Genomic DNA, 21,665 nt, shown 5'->3' with positions numbered 1-21,665 from the left:
AGGAGTTCTCATGCACATCGTCATCTTCGGCGCCAATGGATTGACCGGGCGGCTGCTGACCCGTCGCGTCCTCGACGCCGGCCACTCGGCCGTGGCGGTGACCCGGCGGCCCGACGAGTTCCCCGTCGCCGATCCGCGGCTGACGGTCGCGGGCGCCGACGTGCGACGCGACGGCCTCGCCGCTGTTGTCGCCGGCGCCGACGCCGTGCTGTCGACGCTCGGTGTGCCGTTCACCCGCGGGCCCGTCGACACGTATTCCGTCGGCACCCGCAACGTCGTGAACGCGATGCGGGAGGCGGGTGTCGACCGGCTTGTCGTGGTGAGTTCCACCGGCGCCTCCCCCGCCCCCGGCCGGCGGCATGCGCCGCTGGCGTTGCGGCTGTTCGAGCCGATCGTCGCGCACACCATCGGCAAGACCGTCTATCACGACATCCGGCGGATGGAGGCGTTGGTCCGCGAGAGCGGCCTGGACTGGACGATCGTGCGCCCGTCGGGCTTGTTCGACCTGCCGCGGCTCACGAATTATGTTGCTGGAGAGGTCGATCCGGTGGGCGCGTTCACGGCGCGCATCGATCTGGCGGACTACCTCGTCAAGCTCGTCCAGGACGGTGCGGCACACCGGAAGACCGTTGTCGTCTCGACAACCGAGCACACGCCGACCGTGTGGGAAATGATCCGCCGCGAGGCGTTCAAGGGCGACGCGCCGCTCATGCCGGGGCCCACCTCTTCACCGAACGTGTAGCTGCTGCGACGACACGCCGAAGGCGGTCGCAGTGGTTGCATGTTGGGCGAGGGGTTACGACGTTTTCTTCAGCGGCGCTGAGTAATTCGGTTTGCCCAGCCCGAGCATGTACTGGCCGATCATGTTGCGGAACACCTCCAGCGTGCCGCCGTAGATGCCCACCAGCGGGGCGAATCGGTAGGCGTATTCGGCGGCGCCGTCGTCGGCGGCGCCGTCGGTTCCATACGGCAGCGTCGACGCCGCGCCGAGGATGTCCATCAGGTCCGGGGAGATGTCCCGCATCGTTTGCGCGATGGCGACCCGGCCGAAGATGCTCGGCGACGACAGCGCAATCTCCAGCCGGGCGGCGCTGCGGCCCAGTCGATACGCGACGGATTTGTCGTCGATCAGCCGGCGCCCGTCGGGGCCGGACCGGGTCACGCGGGCCGCGGCCTTGTCGACGGCCTCGGACATGAATCCGGCCTGGTGCATCATGATCGAGGTGTCCTGCAGCCCGTCGGGCGCCGCCGCGACCGCGCCGTGCTCGACGTTCAGCGGCTCGCGCAGCACGGTCCAGCCGGCGTTCACCTCGCCCAGCCGATACTTGTCGTCGACGCGAACGTCGCTGTAGTAGACGATGTTGGTCCGGTCGCCGTCCACCGTTCGGATGCCCTGGATTTCGATGCCGGGCGAATCCAGTGGAACCAGGAACATGGTCAGGCTCTTGTGTTTCGGCGCATCCGGAGCGGTGTTGGTGATCAGGAAGACGTATTGACAGTTGTGGGCGCCGGTGGTGAACATCTTGGAGCCGTTAACAATCCACGCGTCGCCGTCGCGCACCGCGCGGGTCTTGCAGGTGGCGATGTCGGAACCGCCTTCGGGCTCGGTGTAGCCGAGACACAGCCGCACCTCTCCGCTGAAGACCTTGGGCAAAACCTCGTCGCTCAGCTCCGGCGACCCGAACTTGGCGACCGAGCGCGCCACCATGGCGGTGGTCCCCCAGGTCACCCAGGGCACGTGTACCCGCCGTTTTTCCAGCTCCCAGATGCGGCGCCGGAGCCGGCTGAACCCACCCTCGGATTCCGGCTTCCACTCGGCCTCCAAATAGCCTGCGGCGCCGAACTTCAGGTGCAGCCCCTCGTCAAAGTTGTCGCCCGTCTCGCGGTCCCGACGCCGGACCTCGTCGGTCATGTGGGTGCTCAGGAAATTACGCGCCTCTTCGCGGAAGGCCTCGTCTTCCTCGGACAGCTCGACTCGGGAGAAGTCCATCGTTTCTCGCTCCTGTCCTAAGCCGGCTGGCGGTTGCTCTCGCGGGCCGCGACGATCTCCGCGACCCGCAGGGCGGTGGCGCCCGGATCGCCGGCGGCCAGCGGCCAGCCCCGGGCGCGCACCAGGTACGCCGTGGCCGCGGCTTCGGAGGACACCCCGAGGCCGCCCTGGATATGCACCGCCATCGTCGCCGCCTTGGCGGCCTCCTCGGCCATGAAGACGAAAGCCGACGGCGCCAAATCGAGGCGTTCGTCGGGTTCGTTGTCCAGGAACCAGGCGGCCCGGCGGACGAGGTTACGCCCGCCCTGAACGACGATGGCCATGTTCGCCAGGGGGTGCGAGATGGCCTGCAGGCTCGAGATCGGCACGCCCAGCGTGTAGCGGGTCTTGGCGAACTCCGCGGCGATCGTCATCGTCTCCTCGACCAGACCCACTAGCGCGGCCGCGGTCAGGAGCCGCCATTCGTCCAGGGCCCGTTGGTAACTCGCCACCGCGACGGGCCCCTCGGCCACGACCGTGCGGGTGTCCGCGGCGGCCGGATCCACCCAGGCCATCGGCAACCGGCCGATGTTGTCCACCTTTGCCGGCCGGGTGCCGAAGGTCAGCCGCACGACCTGATCGCCGTCGCGGACGATGATGTGGTCGGCGATCGAGCCCGTCGGTATCAGGCGGGCACCCGGAGCGGCGTCGATGCGCGCGTCGAGCGCGGCGAGCTGTTCACCACTCCCCACGCCCGCGGTGTCGGCGCCCAGGGCCCCCAGGCGTCCCAGCAGCCGGGCGGCGCACACGTGGTCGATCCACGGGATCGGCGCGAGCGACCGGCCGATCTCCTCGGCCACCAGGGTGAGGTCGACGAGCGTCGCACCGTCGCCGCCGCAGGACTCCGGCAGCGCCATCGTGGTGGCGCCCATCGCGCACAGCCGTTCCCACAGGCTCTTGTCAAATCCGGATTGCTCTGCCGCGCGCACCGTTTCGATCGAGCAGTGGGTCTTGAAGAATTGCTTGTACGCGTCTTGCAGCGCCACGTGGTCGTCGGACAAGCTGTAGTCGAGTCTGCGCAGTTCGAAGCGGTCCATCGTCAATGTTCCTTCCCGAAGAAGAATTCCTGCGCGTTGTTGTACAGGTAGTTGTCCAGAACCTCGGGCGGCAGGTCCAGCGCCCGGGCTTCGGGGATCACCCGGCGCATGCGCAGCACCGGCCAGTCCGACGCGTAGATCACCTTGTTGGGGCCACGCGTTCGCATGTAGTGCAGCAGGCTTTCCGGCAGCCGCTTGGGCGACCACGCCGACGTCATCAGCCGCAGGTTGGCGTACTTGAGCAGCAGCCGGATGGCGACGTCCCACCAGGGGTCGGCCCCGTGGATCATGCACAGCTTCAGTTCCGGGAATCGCACGCAGACCCGGTCCAGGTGCATCGGGTGCTGCACCTCGCCGGGAATCGGCGGGCCGGGGATCCCGGTGTTGATGCACAGCGGCAGGTCCAGCTCCGCGCATTTGGCGTAAAGCGGGTAGTACACGGCGTCGCTGGGCGGGTATTGCCCATCACCCCAAAAGCTGGGTCCCACTACGGCATACGCGACTGGCAGGTCCCCGGCGACGGCGGTCAATTCGCGCAATGACCGCACCGGGCGGAGCAGGTTGACCCCACCCATCGCCAGGGCGAACCGGTCCGGCCTGGCCTCGATGAACTTGCGCGCGGTGGTGGACGGGCTGGCGATCGAGTCCATCAGAATCGCCTTCCGCACCCCCTGCTCATCCATCTCGTCGAGCAGCTCGGACAGATCGACCGGCGCGAACATGGACTCCGGGCCCTTGAAGTAGTCGTCCCTGACCTTGAGCATCCAGGTCGGCTGGGAGTCGGCCTCCCCGAAGTGCACGTTGATCAGGCAGTCGATCGCGTGGGTGTTCATGACACCATCTCTTCGGCTTGTTCTCGGGCCCATCGGTAGTTGGGCTTGCCGTTGCCGAGGCGCTGGATCTGCTCGACGAAGATGAACGCCTTGGGCGCCTTGAAATGTGCCAGCCGCGAGGTGCAGAACGTATAGAGGGCACCCTTGTCGGTGCTCAGATCGGTGCCCGGGTGGGCCGCGACGAGCGCGACGACCTCCTGTCCCCACCGCTCGCTCGGCCGTCCCACCACCAGCGCGTCGGCCACGCCCGGATGCGCCCGCAGTACCTCTTCGACCTCTTCGACGAACACCTTCTCGCCGCCGGTGTTGACCACCAGCGAATCGCGGCCGAAAAGCCGGATGGTGCCGTCCTTTTCAAGGGCCGCCCGGTCACCGGGTATCACCACGCGCCGGCCGTCGATCTGCGGGAAGGTAAGCCGGGTGGCCTCGGCGTCGCCGAAGTACCCGAGCGGAATCCGGCCCGTCCTGGCGGCCCAGCCGACTTCTTGTTCGCCGGGACGCAGGAATCGCGCGCGGTCGGCGGAGACCACGGTGGCCCCGTCCCTGGGTTGGAAGGTTTCGCTGGCGATCCCCTCGCGGCTGTGCCCGAACGCCATGTTGCCGCTCTCGGACGAGCCGTAGCCCTCGATGATGGTGATGTGCGGCAGGCATTCCATCAGTGCCCGTTTGTATTTCGCGTTGGTGGCGGCCCCGCCGGTGCCGATGGCGTTCAGCGAGGACAGGTCGTATCGGCGTGCGCGCAACTCGGCGATCAGCGGCCCGGCGTACGCGTCGCCGACCATGGTCATCATGCCCACCTTCTCCCGCTCGGCGGTTTCCCACACCGACCGCACGTCGAGCTTGTTGCGGTCGTCATAGAGCACGACCGGCAGCCCGGCGCACAGCGCCGCGAACGCGGTCCACATGCCCGCCGCGTGCATCAGCGGAGAGACCGCGAACCAGGGCGGCCCGCCGCCGCGCACCTTGTCGTGAATTTCGGTGACGCTGTCGTGGTCGGCGCCGACCATGGACGACACGTACATATCGCTCTGGCGCCACAGGACCCCCTTGGGGCGCCCCGTCGTTCCTCCGGTGCACATCATGATCAGGTCGTCCGGCGACCCCACCGGGCGCACGGCCGGGTCGCCGCCGGCCAGGGCGTCGTCCAGCGACACGGCACCCGGCAGTTCGGGAGCGCCGCTGCCGTCGTCGATGGAGACCAGCAGCTCGGTCCCGTCGGGGGGCAGCACGTCGCCGAACCGGGCGCCAAGGGCGCGGTGGTAGATGATTGCCCTGGGCCGGACGTAGGCGAGCAGGTCGGCGATTTCCCGCGGCGAGTAGTGGTGGTTGACGTTGACCGGAACCGTGCGCGCCTTGAGGCAACCGATCACCATGTCGGGGTACAGGTCGTTGTACATCAGCAGCGCCACGCGATCCTGACCACATTCCCATGGTTCGAGCTCCGCGCGCTCGGCGTGGGCGCCGAAACCCTTGCCGCTGAGGAAGTTTGCCAGCCGAGTGGTGCGGCTCGCCGATTCGGCAAACGTGCTGCGGCGGTTACCGCAGACGGTCATCAGACGGTCTCCGATGACGTCGGCGATGGCGTCGAGAACGGCGCCTACGGTCCATTCGCTCATGGTGTCAACGGCTAGGCGGACGATCCGACCTGGACACCGAGGAGGTCGAGGGCGTTGTCGCGCATGATTTTTCGGACGTCGGAATCACTGAAACCGACGAGCTCTTCGGTAAAGGACACCGGTGACTCGAGGCCTTCGCCGTGCGGCCAGTCGGATCCGAACAGGATCTTGTCGATGCCAATCGCTTGGGCCAGCTGCGGTAGGTCGTCCTCGTAGTAGGGCGCAACCCATACGTTGTTGCGCAACTGCTCGACCGGGTCCTCGGGAAAATGCCGCGGGTAATTGTTGGCCACCTTCTTCAGGCGCTTGATCAGCCGGTGCACGAAGTACGAGCCGTTTTCGATGCTGACCGCCTTGAGTTTCGGGTGGCGGGTGAACACGCCGTGCACGATCATCGAGGCCATCGTGTCGTGGATGGCACGGTCGTCGAGGAGCACCTGATCCAGCGGGTCCTTTTCGCCGAATCCCTCGAATGTCGCCTTGCCGCCCCACTGCGCGGCGATATGCAAATAGCCGCTGTCGCTGAGGTGGAAGCCCACCGGTACGCCCGCCTCGGCCAGCCGGGCCCACACCGGGTCGTGGGTGGGATCGCCCAGCGACCGCGGCTTGACCACTCCGGGCACCGGCGCCGGCCGTACCAGCACCAGCTTGGCGCCGCGGGCCAACACGAAGTCGACCTCGGCAAGCGCCTTGGCAGGGTCGGCCAGCGAGATGATCGGCGCGGCAATGATTCGGTGATCGGGCCGGTCGAAGCCCCAGTCCTCGTCGAGCCAGAGGTTGAATGCGTGCACGGATGCCATCGTCGCGTCGATGTCGTGCTTGAGCGCCTCCTCGACGCCGCATCCGAAAGTCGGCAGCATGAAAACCGTCTCGATGTCCTGGGTGTCCATCACCGCGACCCGCGCATCGCGGTTCTGGTACTCGGGGTGGTCGCCCAGCCGCTCGACTTTCATCAGCGACGCCGGGTCGACACCCTCGGGGATCTCGCCGCGGAACAGCAGGTCGAGGCAGCCCGGCACGATGATCGGGTCGAAGGTGACGTTGGGGATGAAGTGGTTGACCCGGTCCCCGATCACGGCCCAGGTGCGCTTGCCGTCGCTGACCATCTGCACGCCGCGGCGCTTGAACTTCTTGTCCAAGTGGCGGGTAAAGGAATCCAGCGGCTCGTAATAATGGTTGTCGACGTCGATCGGCCGGTAATCCAAGTCAGCCATGATCATCCTTTCCGGTGCCACCGGCAAATTAAGCTTCGGTTGAAGTGAGCGAAGGGAATTGGGGCGGCCGCTTCTCGAGGAAGCTGGTGATCCCTTCGATGACATCCGGTCGCGGCATCGCCTCGTGCAGCAGGACCTCGGCCCGCGCCGTGGCGTCGACGACGCCGCGGGTGGCGTCACCGTAGACCTGCTGTTTGATCACCGCCATCGCAGCGGGCGAGCAGTTTCGCGCGACGTCCTCCGCGTACTCGAGGGCCCGCGTCATCAGGTTTTCGGGGGTGACCACTTCTTTGACGAGGCCCAGCTCGGCTGCCTCCTCGGCGAGAAAGGTGCGGCCGCTGAGCAACAGGTCGAGGGCGACTCCCCAGGTGGTCAGCCGCGGAAGTATCCAGGAGATGCCGAATTCGGCAATCAGTCCCCGGCGAGCGAACACGGCGGCGAACTTGGCCCCGGCGGCCGCGAAGCGGACGTCGCACATCAGGGCCTGGGTGAGGCCGATGCCGACGCAGGCGCCGTTGATCGCCGCGACGACGGGCTTGCGCAGCGTGGTCACGAAATGCGGTGGGCGCTCGCCGACCAACGCGGCCAGGTCGGTCTGGGCCGCCTTCTCCAGGGTCTTGCCGTAGGTGGGCGCCGAACTCGGCGCGCCCAGATATGCGCCGGCGCAAAATCCCTTGCCCCGACCGGTCACCACGATCACCCGGATGTCGGGGTCTGTTTCGGCCCGGTCGATCCCGGCATAGAACGCGGCGGCGATGTCGGGACCCCAGGCGTTCAGGCGATCCGGACGATTGAAGGTGAGGATTGCGACGCCGCTCGCGGTGGCCTCGTAGAGCACGGCGTCTTCGAAAGCACCGTCGCTGCCGGACATCTGCCGCGGCACCTCCCTCACCCTCGATCCACCGGAAAAATCACCCCGACTTTGTACGCATACTGTATACCTATCGGTAGCGCATTCCACAACCGCCGCAGCGCGCGCGTGAACCGCAACCGAACAGCGATTTTCGGCGCGCTGAGCTGCCCAAGGCAACGCCTAGCGGGACGCGCGTCCGCGAGTGATCAGCTTGACGATCGCCAGCAGGATCACCGCCCCCAGCAGGCACGTCAGAAACGAGAACCACAACCCTCGGCCGTCGACGCTCACGCCCATGGCGCGCAGCAGGAAACCACCGATCAACCCGCCGACGACTCCGACCGCGATGTTGAGGAGCAGGCCCAGCTGCGCGTCGGTGCCCGTGATTTTGCTGCCCAGCCAGCCGGCGACGCCGCCGATGACGATCCAGCCGATGACACCCAGCGTGAGCACCGCCCGATCGTAGCCGCGGGCGCGGGTTTGGGATGGCGATGCGGGGGTTATCGATGACTCGTGAAGACGACCTTGAAAGCGTTGGCTCACCGCCTGCGCCAGGTGCGCGCGGTAGCGCTGCGGGCCGAGCTCGCGGTGACGGGCGCGCAGATCCTGTTCTGGGCGGCGCTGATCGGCGTTCTCGCCGGCCTGGCATTGCGGCTGCGACGGCGCCGCCGAACCCCACCGCTACAGCCGAGTCCGGCCCAAGCCGCGCCTGCCGTGGCCGCGGACTAGGGGCTGTGGCGTGCGCCACGTGAGGGAGAGGTTTGCGCTGATCCCGTCCCTGGGAACCCCTTAAGTCAAGCCATCCATCAACGGGAGGGAGATGCAATGGTGGACATCAAGAGCGGTCCGGTCCAGGCCATTCGGGGCATCGTCGAAGGCGTGTTCGGTAAGGCCAAGGAATTCATCGGCACGGTCATCGGCAGCAACGACCTGGTCAATGAAGGCGAAGCCCAGCAGGACAAGGCCGACGCGGAGCGCAGCGTCGCACGCAAGGAGGCCGCGGCAGAGAAGGCGCGCGGCAAGGCGAAGGCCGCCGAGGCGCGTGAGCGGGCCGAACAGAAGAAATAATCGTCTCGTAGGGAGCGGGCCCGGTTATGTGCCGGGCCCGCTTCGCTTCGAATTCGTTCTAGTGCAACACGGTTTCGAGGAGACCGACCCGCCGGTAGGCGTTTTCGATCTGCGCCTTTGCCTCGGGCGGCAGCGTGGCCTGCGGAGGCCGCGAATGTGGATAGTCGCCGATCGGCAATCCCAGCAGCGAGGCCGCGTACTTGAAGGCACCACCCCAATGGGTGAAGTAGTCCGGCCGCCCCGGGTAGCACGTCCACCACGAGCCGATGTCGAGGTCGAACTGGTCCATCCCGGACTCCCGCCCGTAGTCCATCGCCTCGAGGAGCTTGTCGTTGAGCACCAGCTCCCAGTATTCGGAAAACAGCCGCCGTTGCGGGGTTTCGAACAGGTAGCCGGCGGTGCCCAGTTGCGCCGGGCAGACGATACCGGCGCGCAGCCACCCGGCGCGGTAGACGGTCCGGTCGCATTCCCAGACCGCTAGGTCGGGCGCCAATTCGTGCAGCCGCCGGCTCGCTTCCGGCCGGAAGGCGCCCTCCTTGGTGGCGCATACCGCGGGCACCTCGTCGTAGATTCGCGCGCTTTCCGCCGGGGTCAGCACGTAACCGGAAGACGGAGAGTTGAACATGCCCAGGGCGATATCGGTGCGAGCGGCGACGTGCTTGAAGAACCTCAATACGCCCTCGCCGCCGTGGGCCTCCATCATCGGCGTTTGGATGTAGGCGATGTCGGCACCCACCTCCTGCGCGTGGCGTGTCAGTTCCACACAGTCCTTCGCCGACATCGCGGCCGTGCAGGCCTGCACGACGACATCGGGATTCAGGCCGCGCGCCTCCTCGATTGCCACCTCGAGCAGGCGCTTGCGCTCGCCGAGGGTCAGGGACCAAAACTCGGCGATTCCGCTGGTACACCACAACATCGGGTGCCCGAGATCGCCGACGCAGTAGCGCACCAGCGTCCGGTAGGCGTCCCAGTCGATGTCATCGCCGTCGGTGCCGCAGAACGGCGTGTAGAGGGAGTCGCCGATTCCCCGCAATGCTCCGCGCGCCCAGGTGCGCGCTTCGGTCGCCGTCGCCACAATCGACTCCTTCTGTCGGCCAAACGATTTCGGGTCAGGTGAAGTCCGAACCACCGTCGACGTTGATGTTGGCACCGGTCATGTAGGAATTGCGCCGCGACGCGAGGAAGGCGGCCACCGGCCCTATTTCGTCCGGCAGGCCGGCCCGCGGTATCTGCGCGGGATGCCCGAAATGCTCGGCGATCGCATCCATCAGCGCGTACGGGTCGTTGCCGTCGACGCCGACGGACTTCGCCCAGCCGACCAGGGACTCGGACGCGATGCTGCCCGGCGATACCACGTTCACGAGGATCTCGTCCTTGGCCAGCAGCAGGGACAGGTTTTTCGAGACGCTCGTCAGCATCGACTTGGCGGCGGTGTAGGCGGGCAGCATGACGCTTTGCCGCTGGGTGGAATGCGCCGAGAAGTTGACGATCCGCGCCCATTGCGCCTTGCGCAGCAGGGGAAGTGCCGAACGGACGCAGCGCACCATCCCCATGACCCCGTCCTCAACGGCCCGATGCCACTGTTCGTCGGTCAGATCCTCGAAGCTGCCCGCCGCGCCCGGCCCGACCGTATTGATGAGCACGTTGAGTTTGCCGTCCCATCGCGCGGCGAGGTCGGCGAACACCTTGTCGACCGCGGCGGTGTCACCGATGTCGGCCAGCAGACCGAGGGCATCCGGGCTCCCGCGCCCGGTCAAGTCGGACGCGGCGGAATCGAGCGCGTCGCGGCTGCGGCCGACCACCGCCACCCGGGCCCCGTCGTCGGCGAGGCAGCGTGCCGTCGCCAGCCCCATCCCCCGACTACCACCGACCACCACCGCCGTGGCATTCGCCAGCCTAGATCCATGTGTCCAGCCGTTTTACCAAAAAGCCTACGATAGGTATTACAGTAGCAGACAGAAACGCGACGACACGCACGCATATACGCAGGTCAGAGAAGAACCCGCGGTAGATTCCACTCTACCGGTGGCACGGCTAGATCCTGATGGAGGTGCCCGTAGTGGCAAAGCAGGCAACCGCCGAGAAGCGTCAACGACGTGAACGCGGGTCCATCAATCCCGACGACATCATCAGCGGCGCATTCGAACTCGCGGAGCAAGTGTCGATCGACAACCTGAGCATGCCGCTGCTGGGCAAACACCTCGGCGTGGGCGTCACCAGCATCTACTGGTACTTCCGCAAGAAGGACGACCTGCTCAACGCCATGACCGACCGCGCCCTGGGTAAGTACGTCTTCGCCACCCCGTATGTCGAAGCCAGCGATTGGCGCGAGACGCTGCGCAACCATGCCCGCCTGATGCGTAAAACATTCATGGGCAACCCAATTCTGTGCGACCTGATTCTGATTCGCGCCGCTCTGAGCCCGAAGGCGGCGCGGGTGGGCGCTCAGGAGATGGAGCGCGCGATCGCCAACCTGGTGGAGGCCGGCCTGTCGCCCGAGGACGCCTTCGACACCTACTCCGCTGTCTCGCTACATGTCCGCGGTTCGGTGGTGCTGCAACGGCTCTACGACAAGAACCAGACGCCGGACAGCGGACCGCGCGCCATCGAGGATGCGGTGGCCATCGATCCGGCCACCACTCCGCTGATCGCACAGGTGACCGGGCAGGGACACCGCATCGCCGCTCCCGACGAAGCGAATTTCGAGTTCGGCCTGGACTGCATCCTCGACCACGCCAGCAGTCTGATCGAGAAAGACGCCAAAGGGGCGGGCCCCTCGCGTCAACGCAAGGCGGCCAAGTCGCGTTAAGGGGCGCTGTGCAGCGCCGAGTGTGAACTCACGGCGGCTTTTTGGCCGATTTTTCACCCTGGTTGCACGCTCGACGCGTTACGCCTCGGGCTCCGGCACGTCGAAGTGCTCGTCACGTAGCCGGAACGCCTCCTTGGCGCCGTGTTGCGCGCGGGTCTTGACGAAGTTGAACTCGCCCGGGGCGAACTGCAGGTTGGTCCCGTAGGCGTGGAACAGATAGCTCGCGACTTCCTCGCCGTTGTACGCCTGCGTCTGCTCGACGAGGCGGAACGCTTCCTTGGCGATGACGACCCCGTCGGCGGGCATCTTCGCCGCCTTCTCGGCCCAGTACCGCGCCCGCGCGGTCACCGAGCCGGGATCGCATGTGTCGGTGAAGATTCCGAGATGGTCGATCTCGCCGGCCTCGATGATGTCGCCGGTCAACAGCAGGCGCCGGGCCAGCACCGGACCCAGCCGATGGAAGAACATGTGCAGGCTGCCGAGCGCCGGGCCGAGGAAGCGGGTCGCCGGCATGCCGATCTTCGTGTCGCGCGCGATGACGGAGATGTCCGTCATCAGCGCCATCTCGAAGCCACCGCCCAGCGCATAGCCGGCGATCTCGCCGACGGTCACCTTCGGGAAGCCCATCAGGTTGTGGTAGAAGCCAAAAGACTTGCGGTCCACGGTGAGCCGGCGCCGCTGGCTGGGGCGGCGTTTGGCTTGGTCGTCGCTGCCCGAGCCGTACCAGCCGTACGCGTTGTTCATGTCGGCACCGGTGGAAAAGACGCCCTCGGCGCCGCGCAGCAGCACCACCGTCAGGTCGTCGTCGTCGGCCACGAGATCCAGGCAGCGGGCGATGGCCTCGCGCATTGTGGCGTCATAGGAATTGCGCTGCTTGGGATTGTTCAGCGTGATGGTTGCGATTCGCCGATCGGGTTCGACCTCGAAGAGCACCCGCTCATCCCCGGCATTGGAGGAGCTCATCTGTCGGATTCCTCTCGCCGCCTGCCGAATTTGAATCCGGTCAGGTTCTCCGGCGACGACGCCAACGTGGTGACCTCGCCCGCACAGAGCACCTCGTCGCCCAGCAACAGCCGCGCCGTCGACGCGATGCCCCGCTCGACGTGCGACCGATCGATGTCGAAACGCAGCTCGGTGAGCACCGGCGTCGGCCGGCGGAAGTTGACCAGCAGCGACCGCGTCTTGCCGGAAAGACCGGTGACGCAATTGTGGTGCTGGATCACGCAGTCGAAGAAGACGCCGAGGAAACCGCCGTGTACCAGTCCGGGCGGCCCCTCGTAGACGAGCGGGAAGCACACCACTCCGCCGGCTTTCTCGGCGTCGATTTGATCGAACCGGTATTCGGGAAAGCAGGGGTTGTAGGCGCCGATGTCGGTGGCGTGATTCAGGTAGACGCGCCGCGGATCGTCGGGGATCTCGCCGATCCGCGGAGCCGAGTCCGCCGCGACCGCGGGGGCCAACTCGCCCTCCCACTCCGCGAACTTCGCGAGCATGGCATCCACGGTCGGGTGCGGGTGTTCGAGGGATAGCAGCAGCGAGCTGAGGCGACGCATGGCGCCGGCGGCCGCCACCGTTTGGGCAAGCGGCGCTTCGCCGAATTTCGCGTCACCGACCATGCTGCCCGCTTTCACCGGGCTCACCCGGTTGTTCCGTCGTTGGCGTTTCCTTGCTAACTTATACCTCGTATCAATCGTATTGCCTACTGTATGGGTAACCGTATCGGCGGGGAAAGGCCGGGTACGCGGTGAGTCATGAGGCCGATACGGCCGGCGCCGACGGTTCGGTGACGGCGTGGCGAGATGGCGCGGTCTTGCGGATCACACTCGAGCGCCCAGCCCGGCGTAACGCGTTGACCCACTTGATGATCGACGCTTTGGTCGACGCGCTTACCGATGCCGCCGCCGACGATTCGTTGCGCCTGATTCACATTGGTGGGGCCGGCGACGACTTCTGCGCCGGCGCCGACTGGGTGGCCGCCAACGATACCGGCGGGCCGCGCCCGCGCGCCGGCGATCTGGTGCGACGGATCCCCCATGCCGCCCACCGCGTGATCGAACTCGTGACGAGCGTCCAGCTGCCGGTGGTCTGCAGTGTGCGGGGATGGGCGGTGGGCTTCGGCTGCAATCTCGCGCTGGCCGCCGACTTCACCCTGGCCGCGGACGATGCGGTGTTCTGGGAACCGTTCGTCGACCGCGGCTTCAGCCCCGATTCGGGATCCACCTGGTTGCTGCCGCGGCTGGTCGGTGTGGCGCGGGCCCGGCGGATGCTGTTGCTCGGCGAGAAGGTGGGCGCGACGGATGCGGCCGACTGGGGCCTGATCCACCAGGCGGTCGCGGAGCCCGAACTCGACGAGGCCGCCGGGAAGCTGGTGGAGCGGCTGGCCAACGGGCCCACGGCGGCGATCGGGCTGGCCAAGCAGGCGCTGAGCTTCGGTCAGCACGCGACGCTGGGTCAATCCATGACCCAGGAACTGTTCAACCTGGAACTCTCTTGCCGGACAGGTGATTTCAAAGAGGGACTGGAAGCGTTTCGGCAACGACGCGCACCGAGATTTGAGGGCCGATGACAATGCCGACCAGCTCGTTCGACACCATCAAATATGAAGTCGACGGGCATACCGCCACGATCACGCTGAACCGTCCAGAGGCCCTCAACGCGCTCAGCCCGCACATGATCACCGAACTCCGCGCCGCCTACGACGAGGCCGAAAACGACGACAACGTATGGCTGCTGATCGTCACCGGCACCGGCCGCGCATTCTGCACCGGCGCCGACGTCAAAGAGATCCCCGAAGACGGCAAGGTGATCTACGAGCGCCCGTACCTGTCGACGTACGACCAGTGGGAAGCCCCGCAGGAGGGCACTCCCCCGTTTCGGACCATGGCCAAGCCGGTGCTGACCGCCGTCAACGGGCTGTGCTGCGGCGCCGGCATGGATTGGGTCACCACGACGGACATCGTCATCGCGTCCGAGCAGGCGACCTTCTTCGATCCGCACGTCAGCATCGGGCTGGTGGCCGGACGCGAACTGGTGCGGATATCCAGGGTGTTGCCGCGCTCGATCGCCCTGCGGATGGCCTTGATGGGCAAGCACGAACGGATGAGCGCGCAACGCGCCTACGATCTCGGATTGATCAGCGAAATCGTGGAGCACGACGGCCTGCTGGACCGGGCCCGCGAGATCGCCGACATCGTCAATTCGAACGCACCGCTGGCGGTCCGGGGAACCCGGCTGGCCATCCTCAAGGGCCTGAATGTGCCGCTGCACGAGGCGGAGATACTCGCCGAAACCTTCCGGGAGCGCGTGCTGCGGACCGAGGACGCTCAGGAGGGGCCCCGGGCCTTTGTCGAAAAGCGTCAACCCAATTGGAAATGCCGGTGAACGCAGCGGGTTTCGAAACGATCCTCCTCGACGTCGACGCGGGCACCCACGTCGCCACCATCACGCTCAATCGGCCCGAGCAACTCAACGCTTTCAACCGCACCATGTGCGAGGAGATGGCCCGGGCCTGGCACGCGGTCAAACTCGACGAGTCGGTGCACGCGGTGGTGCTGCGGGCGGCCGGCGACCGCGCTTTCAGCGCCGGACTCGACATCAAGACGCCGTACGGCCAACCCGAAAACGTGTGGAATCACGACGATCCGGGCGAAGCGCTCAGCCCTAAGTGGCAGAAGATGTGGAAGCCGGTGGTGTGTGCCGTTCAGGGCATGTGCACCGCGGGGGCCTTCTACTTCATCAACGAATCGGACGTGGTCATCTGCTCCGAGGACGCGACGTTTTTCGACTCCCACGTCTCGGCCGGCCTGGTGTGCGCGCTGGAACCCATCGGCCTGATGCGGCGCATCGGGCTGGGCGAGACATTGCGGATGGCGCTGATGGGCAACGACGAACGGGTGAGCGCCGATACCGCGCTGCGCATCGGATTGGTGACAGAGGTTCTCCCCGCCGACCGGCTGTGGCACCGCGCCCACGAGATTGCGGCGACGATCGCCGCCAAGCCGCCGTCGGCGACCCAGGGCACCGTGAAGGCGATCTGGGAGTCGCTGGACAAGCCGTACCGCGCAGCCATGGAGCAGGGGCTCATCTACACGCGACTGGGCAACCCGTTGGGGACCGCCGAACTGGCCGCCCGGCACGGCGAGGTCGGTGCGCGCGAGCCGAAGATCCGCTGATGCCCCTGCACCGGCTCAGTCGGCGCATCGCCGACGTGCTCGGACTGCGGCCGGACGCGCACGCAATCGAGTATGAGGGCCAATGGTTCTCGTGGCGGCAGGTGGACGACACGGCGCGAAGCATCGCGCCCCTCGCCGGTGAAAGCACGGCCGTCGGGATGCTGCTGCGCAACCGGCCCGGCCAGGTGGCGGCCTTCCTCGGTGTGCTGCTGGGCGGCGGAACGGTCGTCACCATCAACCCCGCCCGCGGCGACGAACGCACCCGGGCCGACATCGCCGCGCTGCGGCTGCCGCTGATCGTCGGTGAGGCCGAGGACCTGGCCGCGCTGGTTCCGCCGGGGACTGCGACGCGGGAGATTTCGGCCGCTCTGGGAGGGGAACCGGTCGGGCACAGCGCGGGAGCCGCCGCTTCGCCCGGCGTGGCCGTGCGGATGCTGACCAGCGGAACCACCGGCCCGCCCAAACGGATCGACCTGAGTTACGACATGCTGGCGCGCAGCGTCATGGGCCCCGACCCCGGCGCCGCGCCGGCTCCCACGGAGCTGCGACGCGGCGTCGCGATCGTCAACTCGCCGTTGGTGCATATCGGCGGTGTCTTCCGAGTCCTGCAGTGCGTCGCCGAGGCCAGACCCTTTGTGCTGCTGGAACGCTTCGAGCTCAAGACGTGGGCCGAGGCGGTGCGCAGGCACCGGCCCCGCGCGGTGTCGCTGGTGCCGGCCGCGCTGCGCACGGTGCTGCACTCCGATCTCACGCGCACCGACCTGGACAGCATCCGCGCCGTCACCTGCGGCACGGCTCCGCTTTCTGCCGACGACGCCGACGCGTTCACCGACAAGTACGGTATTCCGGTGCTGACCTCCTATGCCGCAACGGAATTCGGAGGCGGCGTCGCCGGCTGGACCCTCGCCGACCACCAGGAGTACTGGCAAGCCAAACGTGGCAGCGTCGGCCGGGCCAACCCGGGCGCACAGCTGAGGGTGGTCGACGACGAGGGCGCGGTACTCGGGCCCGACCGGGTCGGCCTGCTGGAGGTCAAGCCGGGCCAACTGGGCCCGGCGGCGGGCTGGATGCGGACGACGGATCTGGCGCGCATCGACGCCGACGGCTTCGTCTGGATCGTCGGGCGGGCCGACCAGGCGATCATCCGCGGCGGCTTCAAGGTGATGCCGGACGAGGTGCGCATCGCGCTGGAGGGTCACCCAGCAGTGGCGGGCGCGGCCGTGGTCGGGCGGCCCGATGAACGCCTCGGCGAGACGCCGGTCGCGATGGTGCAGCTGCGCGAGGCCGCGTCCGCCGATGCCGACGCCCTGGCGGATTACCTGCGGACCCGACTGGCCCGGTACGAAATCCCCACCGAGATCGCGATCGTCGACGCCATCCCGCGGACTCCGTCCGGCAAGCCCGATCTCGCGGCGGTCGGGCTCTTTTTCGGCGGCTCCACCGCCCAGCGCGACCATGCCCGGTGACCCGCGCACGGTCGCGGAAACCCTGCGGCACCAAGCCCACTCGCGCGGCGACCACCCGCTGCTGGTCTGCGACGACGACCGCATCGGCTACGTCGAGGCGGACCGCCGCTCGGGGGAGCTGGCCCGCGGACTGATCGCGCGCGGTGCCGGCAAGGGCACCCATGTGGGGCTCCTCTACCCCAACGGCACCGAATTCGTCGTCGGGATGCTCGCGGCCGCGCGGATCGGCGCCGTGGTGATCCCGTTCTCCACGTTCGCCACCGCCCGCGAAATGCTCGAGCAGCTGGTCGACAGCGACACCGAAATCCTGTTGGCCACGCCGTCGTTCCGCTCCCACGACTACGTGCAGCGACTGACCGAGGTGCTGTCGCATGCCGAGCTGGACAGCGAGGACCGGCTGTTCGTCACCGCCGCCCCGCAATTGCGCCACGTCATCGCCGATTCTCAACGGGCGTGCCGGCCCGCGCCGGACGTCGCCCCCGCCCTGCTGGCGGCGATGGAGGACGACGTCGACGGCTGCGATCCGCTGGCCATCGTGTACACGTCGGGCTCCACCAGCAGCCCGAAGGGGGTGGTGCACACGCACGCCGGCCTGCTGGCCCATCAGCGCAACCTCAACGAGATCCGCGGCCTGACGGCGGCCGACAGGCTGTTCTGCAATTCACCGTTCTTCTGGATCGGCGGTTTCGCGTTCGGCCTGCTCGCCACGTTGGTCGCCGGATCGACACTGGTGTGCTCCAACGCCACCTCTGACACCAGCGGAGCGGGTCAGACGCTCGACCTGCTGGAAAGCGAAAGGCCAACCATCACCAACGGTTTCGCCGCCGGGATCGCTCACCTGGCGGATCACCCCAGCTTTCCCGGGCGCGACCTGTCGTCGGCGGGCCGGGGCAACCTGTACCCGGTCATGGCGCCGGGCGCGCGGCCGGCCGACCCGGAGCTGCGGCACAACATGCTGGGGCTGACCGAGGCCGGCAGCGTCGTGTTGATCAGCGGCGACGAATCCGACCAACCCGAGAGCCGCCGCGGATCCTTCGGCAAGCCGGCGCCGGGATTCGACACCATGATTCTGGACCCGGATGCCTCGGGAGTCGGCGAGCTGTGCATCCGTGGGCCGTATGTGATGCAGGGGTATTACAAGCGCAGCCGCGAGGAATGCTTCGATGCCGACGGATGGTTTCACACCGGCGATTTGGTGCACACCGACCCCGACGGGTTCTTCTATTTCACCGGCAGGCTCAGCGGGATGATCAAGACGGCCGGCGCCAACGTCTCGGCGGCCGAGGTCGAGCAGGCCATCGCCAGGGCGAGCGGCGCGGTCGCCCACGTCGTCGGCATTCCGGACGCCCGGCGCGGGGACCTGGTCGCGGCGGTCGTCGTCGTCCAGTCGGATTTCGACGAAGCCGCGCTGCGCGAGCGGCTCAAGGGCGAGCTGTCTTCCTACAAGATCCCCAAGCGGTTCCTCGCCGTGCCTCCCGCCGAAATACCGCTGCTGTCCAGCGGAAAAGTCGACCTGCAGCGACTGAGGAAGCTCTTCGATGCCTGAGCGCACCATCGACCAACTGGTTCGTTCCCGGGCCGCACAGCATGACGCCAAGCCGATGGTGATCGACCCGGCGGCCCGAATCAGCTATCGCGAACTCGACACCACCACAAGAGATCTGGCGGCCGTATTTGTCGAGGCGGGCGTCGGCAAGGGCACCCGCGTCGGGCTGGTCATGCCCAACAGCGCCCGCTGGGTGCAGGTGGCAATCGCCCTGGCCCGCATTGGCGCGGTGCTGGTTCCGTTGAGCACCCTGCTACGAGCCGGCGAACTCGTGGCGCAGCTGCGCACCGCCTCGGTCCAGTTCCTGGTGAGCGTCGAGGAGTTCCGCGGTCATCGCTACCTGGATGAGCTGCAATCCGTGCCACCACTCGACCTTCCCGCCCTGCGCCACGTTTGGCCGGCCGACCGGCTGGCACGAGCCACCGCCGGCGACCCGGCCCGCCGGATCGTCGACGCCATGGCCGAAACGGTCACCCCCGCCGACCCGTTGGTCGTCATGTTCACCTCGGGCAGCAGCGGAACTCCCAAGGGGGTCATCCACTCCCACGCCAACGCGTTGGGCGCGGTGCAGTCGGGGCTTGCGGCGCGCTGCATCACGTCCGACACCCGCCTGTACCTCCCGATGCCGTTCTTCTGGGTGGGCGGCTACGGCAGCGGGATCCTGTCCGCGCTGCTGGCCGGCGCCACCCTGGTGACCGAGGAGATACCGCAACCCGAGACGACCCTGCGGCTGCTGCAAGCCGAGCGTGTCACGCTGTTTCGCGGCTGGCCCGATCAGGCCGAGACGCTCGCGCGGCACGCCGACACCGTCGGCGCCGACCTGTCGGCGCTGCGGCCGGGCAGCCTGGAGGGCCTGCTGCCCCCTGACCGGCGGGCCCGACCCGGCGCCCGGGCCTCGCTGTTCGGCATGACGGAGGCCTTCGGGCCGTATTGCGGGTACGCCGCCGACACCGACATGCCGCCGTCGGCGTGGGGCAGCTGCGGAAAACCGTTCCCCGGCATGGAAGTCCGCATCGTCGACACCGACCACCAAGCGGTGCCGCCCGGATCCGTTGGGGAGATCCAGATCCGCGGTCCACACACGCTGCGCGGCATCTGCCGTCGCAGCCGCGAGGAGCTCTTCACCCCCGACGGCTTCTACCCCACCGGCGACCTCGCCCACCTCGACGACGACGGGTTTCTGTTCTACCACGGCCGGTCCGACGACATGTTCAAGGTCAGCGGGGCCACCGTCTATCCCAGCGAGGTGGCGCGTGCGCTGCGCGAAATCGATGGCGTCCAAAGCGCCTACGTCACCAACGTGCCCGGCGATCAAGGCGATCGGGTGGGCGCCGCGGTGGTGTGCAACAGCGCGCTGGCCGCCGATCAGCTACGCGAGTCGGCGCGAAAGCTACTGAGCGCCTTCAAGGTGCCGACGGTCTGGCAGTTCCTGGAGTCCGACGACGACGTTCCGCGCGGCGCCACCGGCAAGGTCGACACCCAGCGGTTGCGCGAGATGCTGATCGGGGCGGACGTGCCTTAGGGCACCCGCGTCCAGGGTTGACAGTTCTGCGACTCGAAGGCCTTGACCGAAGAGTTGATGTTCGCGAACATCGGCCCGATAGAGGTGTTCGTCTGCAGTACGTGGTCCTTGTTCGCATCGGGTGTGCTGTAGGTGAACCACGAGCACATCGAATCCTGGGTCGGCACGTTGTTGATCCAAACCCCGAAGGCCGAACCCGAACCGCCGGTGTGATAGAGGCCGGGCGCGATGTCGGGCCCGACGACGAAGACACCATTGCCGGGGATCGGATCGAGTAGGTCGGCGAGCGCCGGCGGCGCGAGGGCGATCGCCACCACGGATGCAACGAACACCGCCGATGCGCAAATCGTTCGGGGCACTTTTCCTCGCTCCATGTTGTCGCCCCCTGAGATGGCAGCCTATGCCCAGATGGCTTCCAGCAACAAGAGATGGCAACCCACGCTGCGACGGCTACCGGCGAGTGCCGGATACCGGCGAGCGCGGCAAGCGGCCCGCGCGGGAGTGTCCGCTCATGACGTCACCACTCACCACCACGTCGAAATCCAGCTTCAGCCGTATTGGCTTTCTCACCGATTGCCGCCAGGTGAGCCGAGTTCCGCTCCCGACCGTCTCGCGCGTAAAGTCCTGCAACGCAACCGTTTCATCCTGGTAAGTCGCCGTGCCGGAAAGCCCACCGGGCCCGTCGCCCAGTTGCTTGAATGCGGAGCGGACCGCCAGTGTGCCGATCGGGGTTTTGATGCTCACGTCCCAGTCGCCTTCGATGTCCATCTATACCTCCGCAGGTTCTCGTCCTACGGGCCGCCACACGGTGCCCCTCCGCTCGTATTCGAAGAGCTCTTCGACGGCGTGGGCGATTCGAGGGCCGTAGAAGCGCTCGAGAAGGTGCAGGCCCAGATCGAGCCCCGAGGTCACCCCGCCGGCGGTGACCAGGTCGCCGTCGTCAACAACCCGGGCCGCCACCGGATGCGCACCCCCCGCCTCGAGCAATTCCAGACCCAAATGATGCGTCACCGCGTGGCGCCCCTCGATCAGCCCCGACATCGCCATGACCACCGAGCCGCCGCACACGGCCGCCACGGTCACATCGGGATTGGCAAACGCTTTGTGCAGCAGTGGATTTAGTTCGGTCTGGGCCGCGCGCGCCAACAACACCGGGATGGTCTCGACACCCTCGTCAGGGTCACCCACGATCGGCCCGCTGGCTCCGGGCACGATAACGCACCCCGGCTCGGACGGATCGAGCGCGGCGGCGGCGGTCAGCGCGAGACCGCGAGTCCCGCCGGTCACGCTGCGCGGGCCTTCCGCCGCTACCAATGTCACCGCGAGATCGCCTTCGACCAGCTCGCTGCCCGCGGCAAGAACTTCGAACGGGGCAATGACGTCGAGCGGGTCGAACCCGTCGTACAACACGATTTGCGCATGCACCCGGCTATGCTCGCCGGTTGCGCCCCATGAGACCAGTGGCAGGATTGCCACGTTGCGCCGGTATATTGCCAAGCC

At 67.3% G+C, this 21,665-nt stretch carries 24 protein-coding genes; 10 read left to right on the top strand and 14 right to left on the bottom strand.

Annotated features, from left to right (window positions below; translation table 11 throughout):
- Nucleotides 1-10 precede the first annotated feature (10 nt).
- Nucleotides 11-742, top strand: a complete 732-nt coding sequence (locus A5787_RS02050; protein ID WP_066960869.1) for an NAD(P)-dependent oxidoreductase — start codon at nt 11-13, stop codon at nt 740-742.
- Nucleotides 743-796: 54 nt separating this feature from the next.
- Here the strand turns inward: A5787_RS02050 and A5787_RS02045 are convergent, their stop codons facing one another.
- The 7 genes from A5787_RS02045 to A5787_RS02015 form a co-directional block, all read right to left on the bottom strand.
- Nucleotides 797-1,990, bottom strand: a complete 1,194-nt coding sequence (locus tag A5787_RS02045) for an acyl-CoA dehydrogenase family protein (RefSeq protein ID WP_066960866.1) — start codon at nt 1,988-1,990, stop codon at nt 797-799.
- Between the two features lie 17 nt (nt 1,991-2,007).
- A complete protein-coding gene (locus A5787_RS02040) occupies nt 2,008-3,066 on the bottom strand; it encodes an acyl-CoA dehydrogenase family protein (RefSeq protein WP_066960863.1) in 1,059 nt (352 codons plus the stop codon).
- 2 nt (nt 3,067-3,068) lie between these two features.
- On the bottom strand, nt 3,069-3,899 hold the full coding sequence (locus tag A5787_RS02035) for an amidohydrolase family protein (RefSeq protein ID WP_066960860.1): 831 nt from the start codon (nt 3,897-3,899) through the stop codon (nt 3,069-3,071).
- Nucleotides 3,896-5,515, bottom strand: coding sequence for an acyl-CoA synthetase (locus A5787_RS02030; RefSeq protein ID WP_066960857.1), 1,620 nt, complete (start codon nt 5,513-5,515; stop codon nt 3,896-3,898). The genes A5787_RS02035 and A5787_RS02030 overlap by 4 nt, the downstream gene beginning before the upstream one ends.
- 11 nt (nt 5,516-5,526) lie before the next feature.
- Entirely contained in the window at nt 5,527-6,729 is a 1,203-nt protein-coding gene (locus tag A5787_RS02025; RefSeq protein ID WP_066960897.1) for an amidohydrolase family protein, read from the bottom strand.
- A gap of 28 nt (nt 6,730-6,757) precedes the next feature.
- Nucleotides 6,758-7,600, bottom strand: a complete 843-nt coding sequence (locus A5787_RS02020) for an enoyl-CoA hydratase (RefSeq protein WP_066960853.1) — start codon at nt 7,598-7,600, stop codon at nt 6,758-6,760.
- 162 nt (nt 7,601-7,762) lie between these two features.
- Nucleotides 7,763-8,035, bottom strand: coding sequence for a GlsB/YeaQ/YmgE family stress response membrane protein (locus A5787_RS02015; protein ID WP_066960850.1), 273 nt, complete (start codon nt 8,033-8,035; stop codon nt 7,763-7,765).
- 60 nt (nt 8,036-8,095) lie between these two features.
- On the opposite strand from A5787_RS02015, the gene A5787_RS02010 reads away from it, so the two are divergent.
- Together A5787_RS02010 and A5787_RS02005 are read left to right on the top strand one after the other, a co-directional pair.
- Nucleotides 8,096-8,311, top strand: a complete 216-nt coding sequence (locus tag A5787_RS02010; protein WP_066960847.1) for an LPXTG cell wall anchor domain-containing protein — start codon at nt 8,096-8,098, stop codon at nt 8,309-8,311.
- Nucleotides 8,312-8,407: 96 nt separating this feature from the next.
- Nucleotides 8,408-8,650, top strand: coding sequence for a general stress protein CsbD (locus A5787_RS02005; protein WP_066960844.1), 243 nt, complete (start codon nt 8,408-8,410; stop codon nt 8,648-8,650).
- Between the two features lie 58 nt (nt 8,651-8,708).
- Here A5787_RS02005 and A5787_RS02000 read toward each other — a convergent pair whose 3' ends face one another.
- Together A5787_RS02000 and A5787_RS01995 are read right to left on the bottom strand one after the other, a co-directional pair.
- Nucleotides 8,709-9,725 (bottom strand): dihydrodipicolinate synthase family protein, encoded by a 1,017-nt coding sequence (locus A5787_RS02000; RefSeq protein WP_066960841.1) that lies wholly within the window; start codon nt 9,723-9,725, stop codon nt 8,709-8,711.
- A 34-nt stretch (nt 9,726-9,759) separates the two neighbouring features.
- Nucleotides 9,760-10,503, bottom strand: coding sequence for an SDR family NAD(P)-dependent oxidoreductase (locus tag A5787_RS01995; protein ID WP_066960838.1), 744 nt, complete (start codon nt 10,501-10,503; stop codon nt 9,760-9,762).
- Between the two features lie 191 nt (nt 10,504-10,694).
- Between A5787_RS01995 and A5787_RS01990 the strand changes: the two genes are divergently transcribed.
- A complete protein-coding gene (locus A5787_RS01990; protein ID WP_066960835.1) occupies nt 10,695-11,459 on the top strand; it encodes a TetR/AcrR family transcriptional regulator in 765 nt (254 codons plus the stop codon).
- Between the two features lie 78 nt (nt 11,460-11,537).
- On the opposite strand, the gene A5787_RS01985 is transcribed toward A5787_RS01990, so the two are convergent.
- Both A5787_RS01985 and A5787_RS01980 read right to left on the bottom strand, forming a co-directional pair.
- The gene (locus A5787_RS01985; protein WP_066960831.1) at nt 11,538-12,422 is read right to left on the bottom strand and encodes an enoyl-CoA hydratase/isomerase family protein; all 885 of its coding nucleotides are present in this window, start codon (nt 12,420-12,422) and stop codon (nt 11,538-11,540) included.
- Nucleotides 12,419-13,075 carry a hypothetical protein gene (locus tag A5787_RS01980; protein WP_066960894.1) on the bottom strand — a complete coding sequence of 219 codons (657 nt, stop codon included), beginning with the start codon at nt 13,073-13,075 and terminating at the stop codon, nt 12,419-12,421. Before A5787_RS01980 ends, A5787_RS01985 begins: the two co-directional genes overlap by 4 nt.
- 128 nt (nt 13,076-13,203) lie before the next feature.
- Between A5787_RS01980 and A5787_RS01975 the strand changes: the two genes are divergently transcribed.
- The 6 genes from A5787_RS01975 to A5787_RS01950 are packed head-to-tail and all read left to right on the top strand — an operon-like array spanning nt 13,204 to nt 20,165.
- Nucleotides 13,204-14,025 carry an enoyl-CoA hydratase/isomerase family protein gene (locus tag A5787_RS01975; protein ID WP_066960828.1) on the top strand — a complete coding sequence of 274 codons (822 nt, stop codon included), beginning with the start codon at nt 13,204-13,206 and terminating at the stop codon, nt 14,023-14,025.
- A gap of 2 nt (nt 14,026-14,027) precedes the next feature.
- Nucleotides 14,028-14,840, top strand: a complete 813-nt coding sequence (locus A5787_RS01970; RefSeq protein ID WP_066960825.1) for an enoyl-CoA hydratase/isomerase family protein — start codon at nt 14,028-14,030, stop codon at nt 14,838-14,840.
- Nucleotides 14,831-15,631 carry an enoyl-CoA hydratase/isomerase family protein gene (locus tag A5787_RS01965; RefSeq protein WP_066960822.1) on the top strand — a complete coding sequence of 267 codons (801 nt, stop codon included), beginning with the start codon at nt 14,831-14,833 and terminating at the stop codon, nt 15,629-15,631. Before A5787_RS01970 ends, A5787_RS01965 begins: the two co-directional genes overlap by 10 nt.
- Nucleotides 15,631-17,097: a class I adenylate-forming enzyme family protein gene (locus A5787_RS01960; protein ID WP_066960819.1), complete on the top strand. Its 1,467-nt coding sequence runs from the start codon at nt 15,631-15,633 to the stop codon at nt 17,095-17,097. The genes A5787_RS01965 and A5787_RS01960 overlap by 1 nt, the downstream gene beginning before the upstream one ends.
- A complete protein-coding gene (locus A5787_RS01955) occupies nt 17,087-18,643 on the top strand; it encodes a class I adenylate-forming enzyme family protein (RefSeq protein ID WP_066960817.1) in 1,557 nt (518 codons plus the stop codon). The genes A5787_RS01960 and A5787_RS01955 overlap by 11 nt, the downstream gene beginning before the upstream one ends.
- Nucleotides 18,636-20,165, top strand: coding sequence for a class I adenylate-forming enzyme family protein (locus A5787_RS01950; RefSeq protein WP_066960814.1), 1,530 nt, complete (start codon nt 18,636-18,638; stop codon nt 20,163-20,165). The genes A5787_RS01955 and A5787_RS01950 overlap by 8 nt, the downstream gene beginning before the upstream one ends.
- Here the strand turns inward: A5787_RS01950 and A5787_RS01945 are convergent.
- From A5787_RS01945 to A5787_RS01935, 3 genes are all read right to left on the bottom strand, one after another.
- Nucleotides 20,162-20,539 carry a hypothetical protein gene (locus tag A5787_RS01945; protein WP_066960813.1) on the bottom strand — a complete coding sequence of 126 codons (378 nt, stop codon included), beginning with the start codon at nt 20,537-20,539 and terminating at the stop codon, nt 20,162-20,164. The genes A5787_RS01950 and A5787_RS01945 overlap by 4 nt on opposite strands.
- 76 nt (nt 20,540-20,615) lie before the next feature.
- Complete coding sequence (locus A5787_RS01940) at nt 20,616-20,933, bottom strand: hypothetical protein (protein ID WP_066960810.1); 318 nt, start codon at nt 20,931-20,933, stop codon at nt 20,616-20,618.
- Nucleotides 20,934-21,590, bottom strand: coding sequence for a DJ-1/PfpI family protein (locus A5787_RS01935; RefSeq protein ID WP_066960808.1), 657 nt, complete (start codon nt 21,588-21,590; stop codon nt 20,934-20,936).
- Nucleotides 21,591-21,665: the final 75 nt, after the last annotated feature.

This window comes from Mycobacterium sp. 852002-50816_SCH5313054-b, assembly GCF_001667185.1.
In the GTDB taxonomy this organism is placed as follows: domain Bacteria; phylum Actinomycetota; class Actinomycetes; order Mycobacteriales; family Mycobacteriaceae; genus Mycobacterium.
Note: the sequence above shows the minus strand (reverse complement) of the source record. Positions and strands in the feature narration are given on the sequence as shown.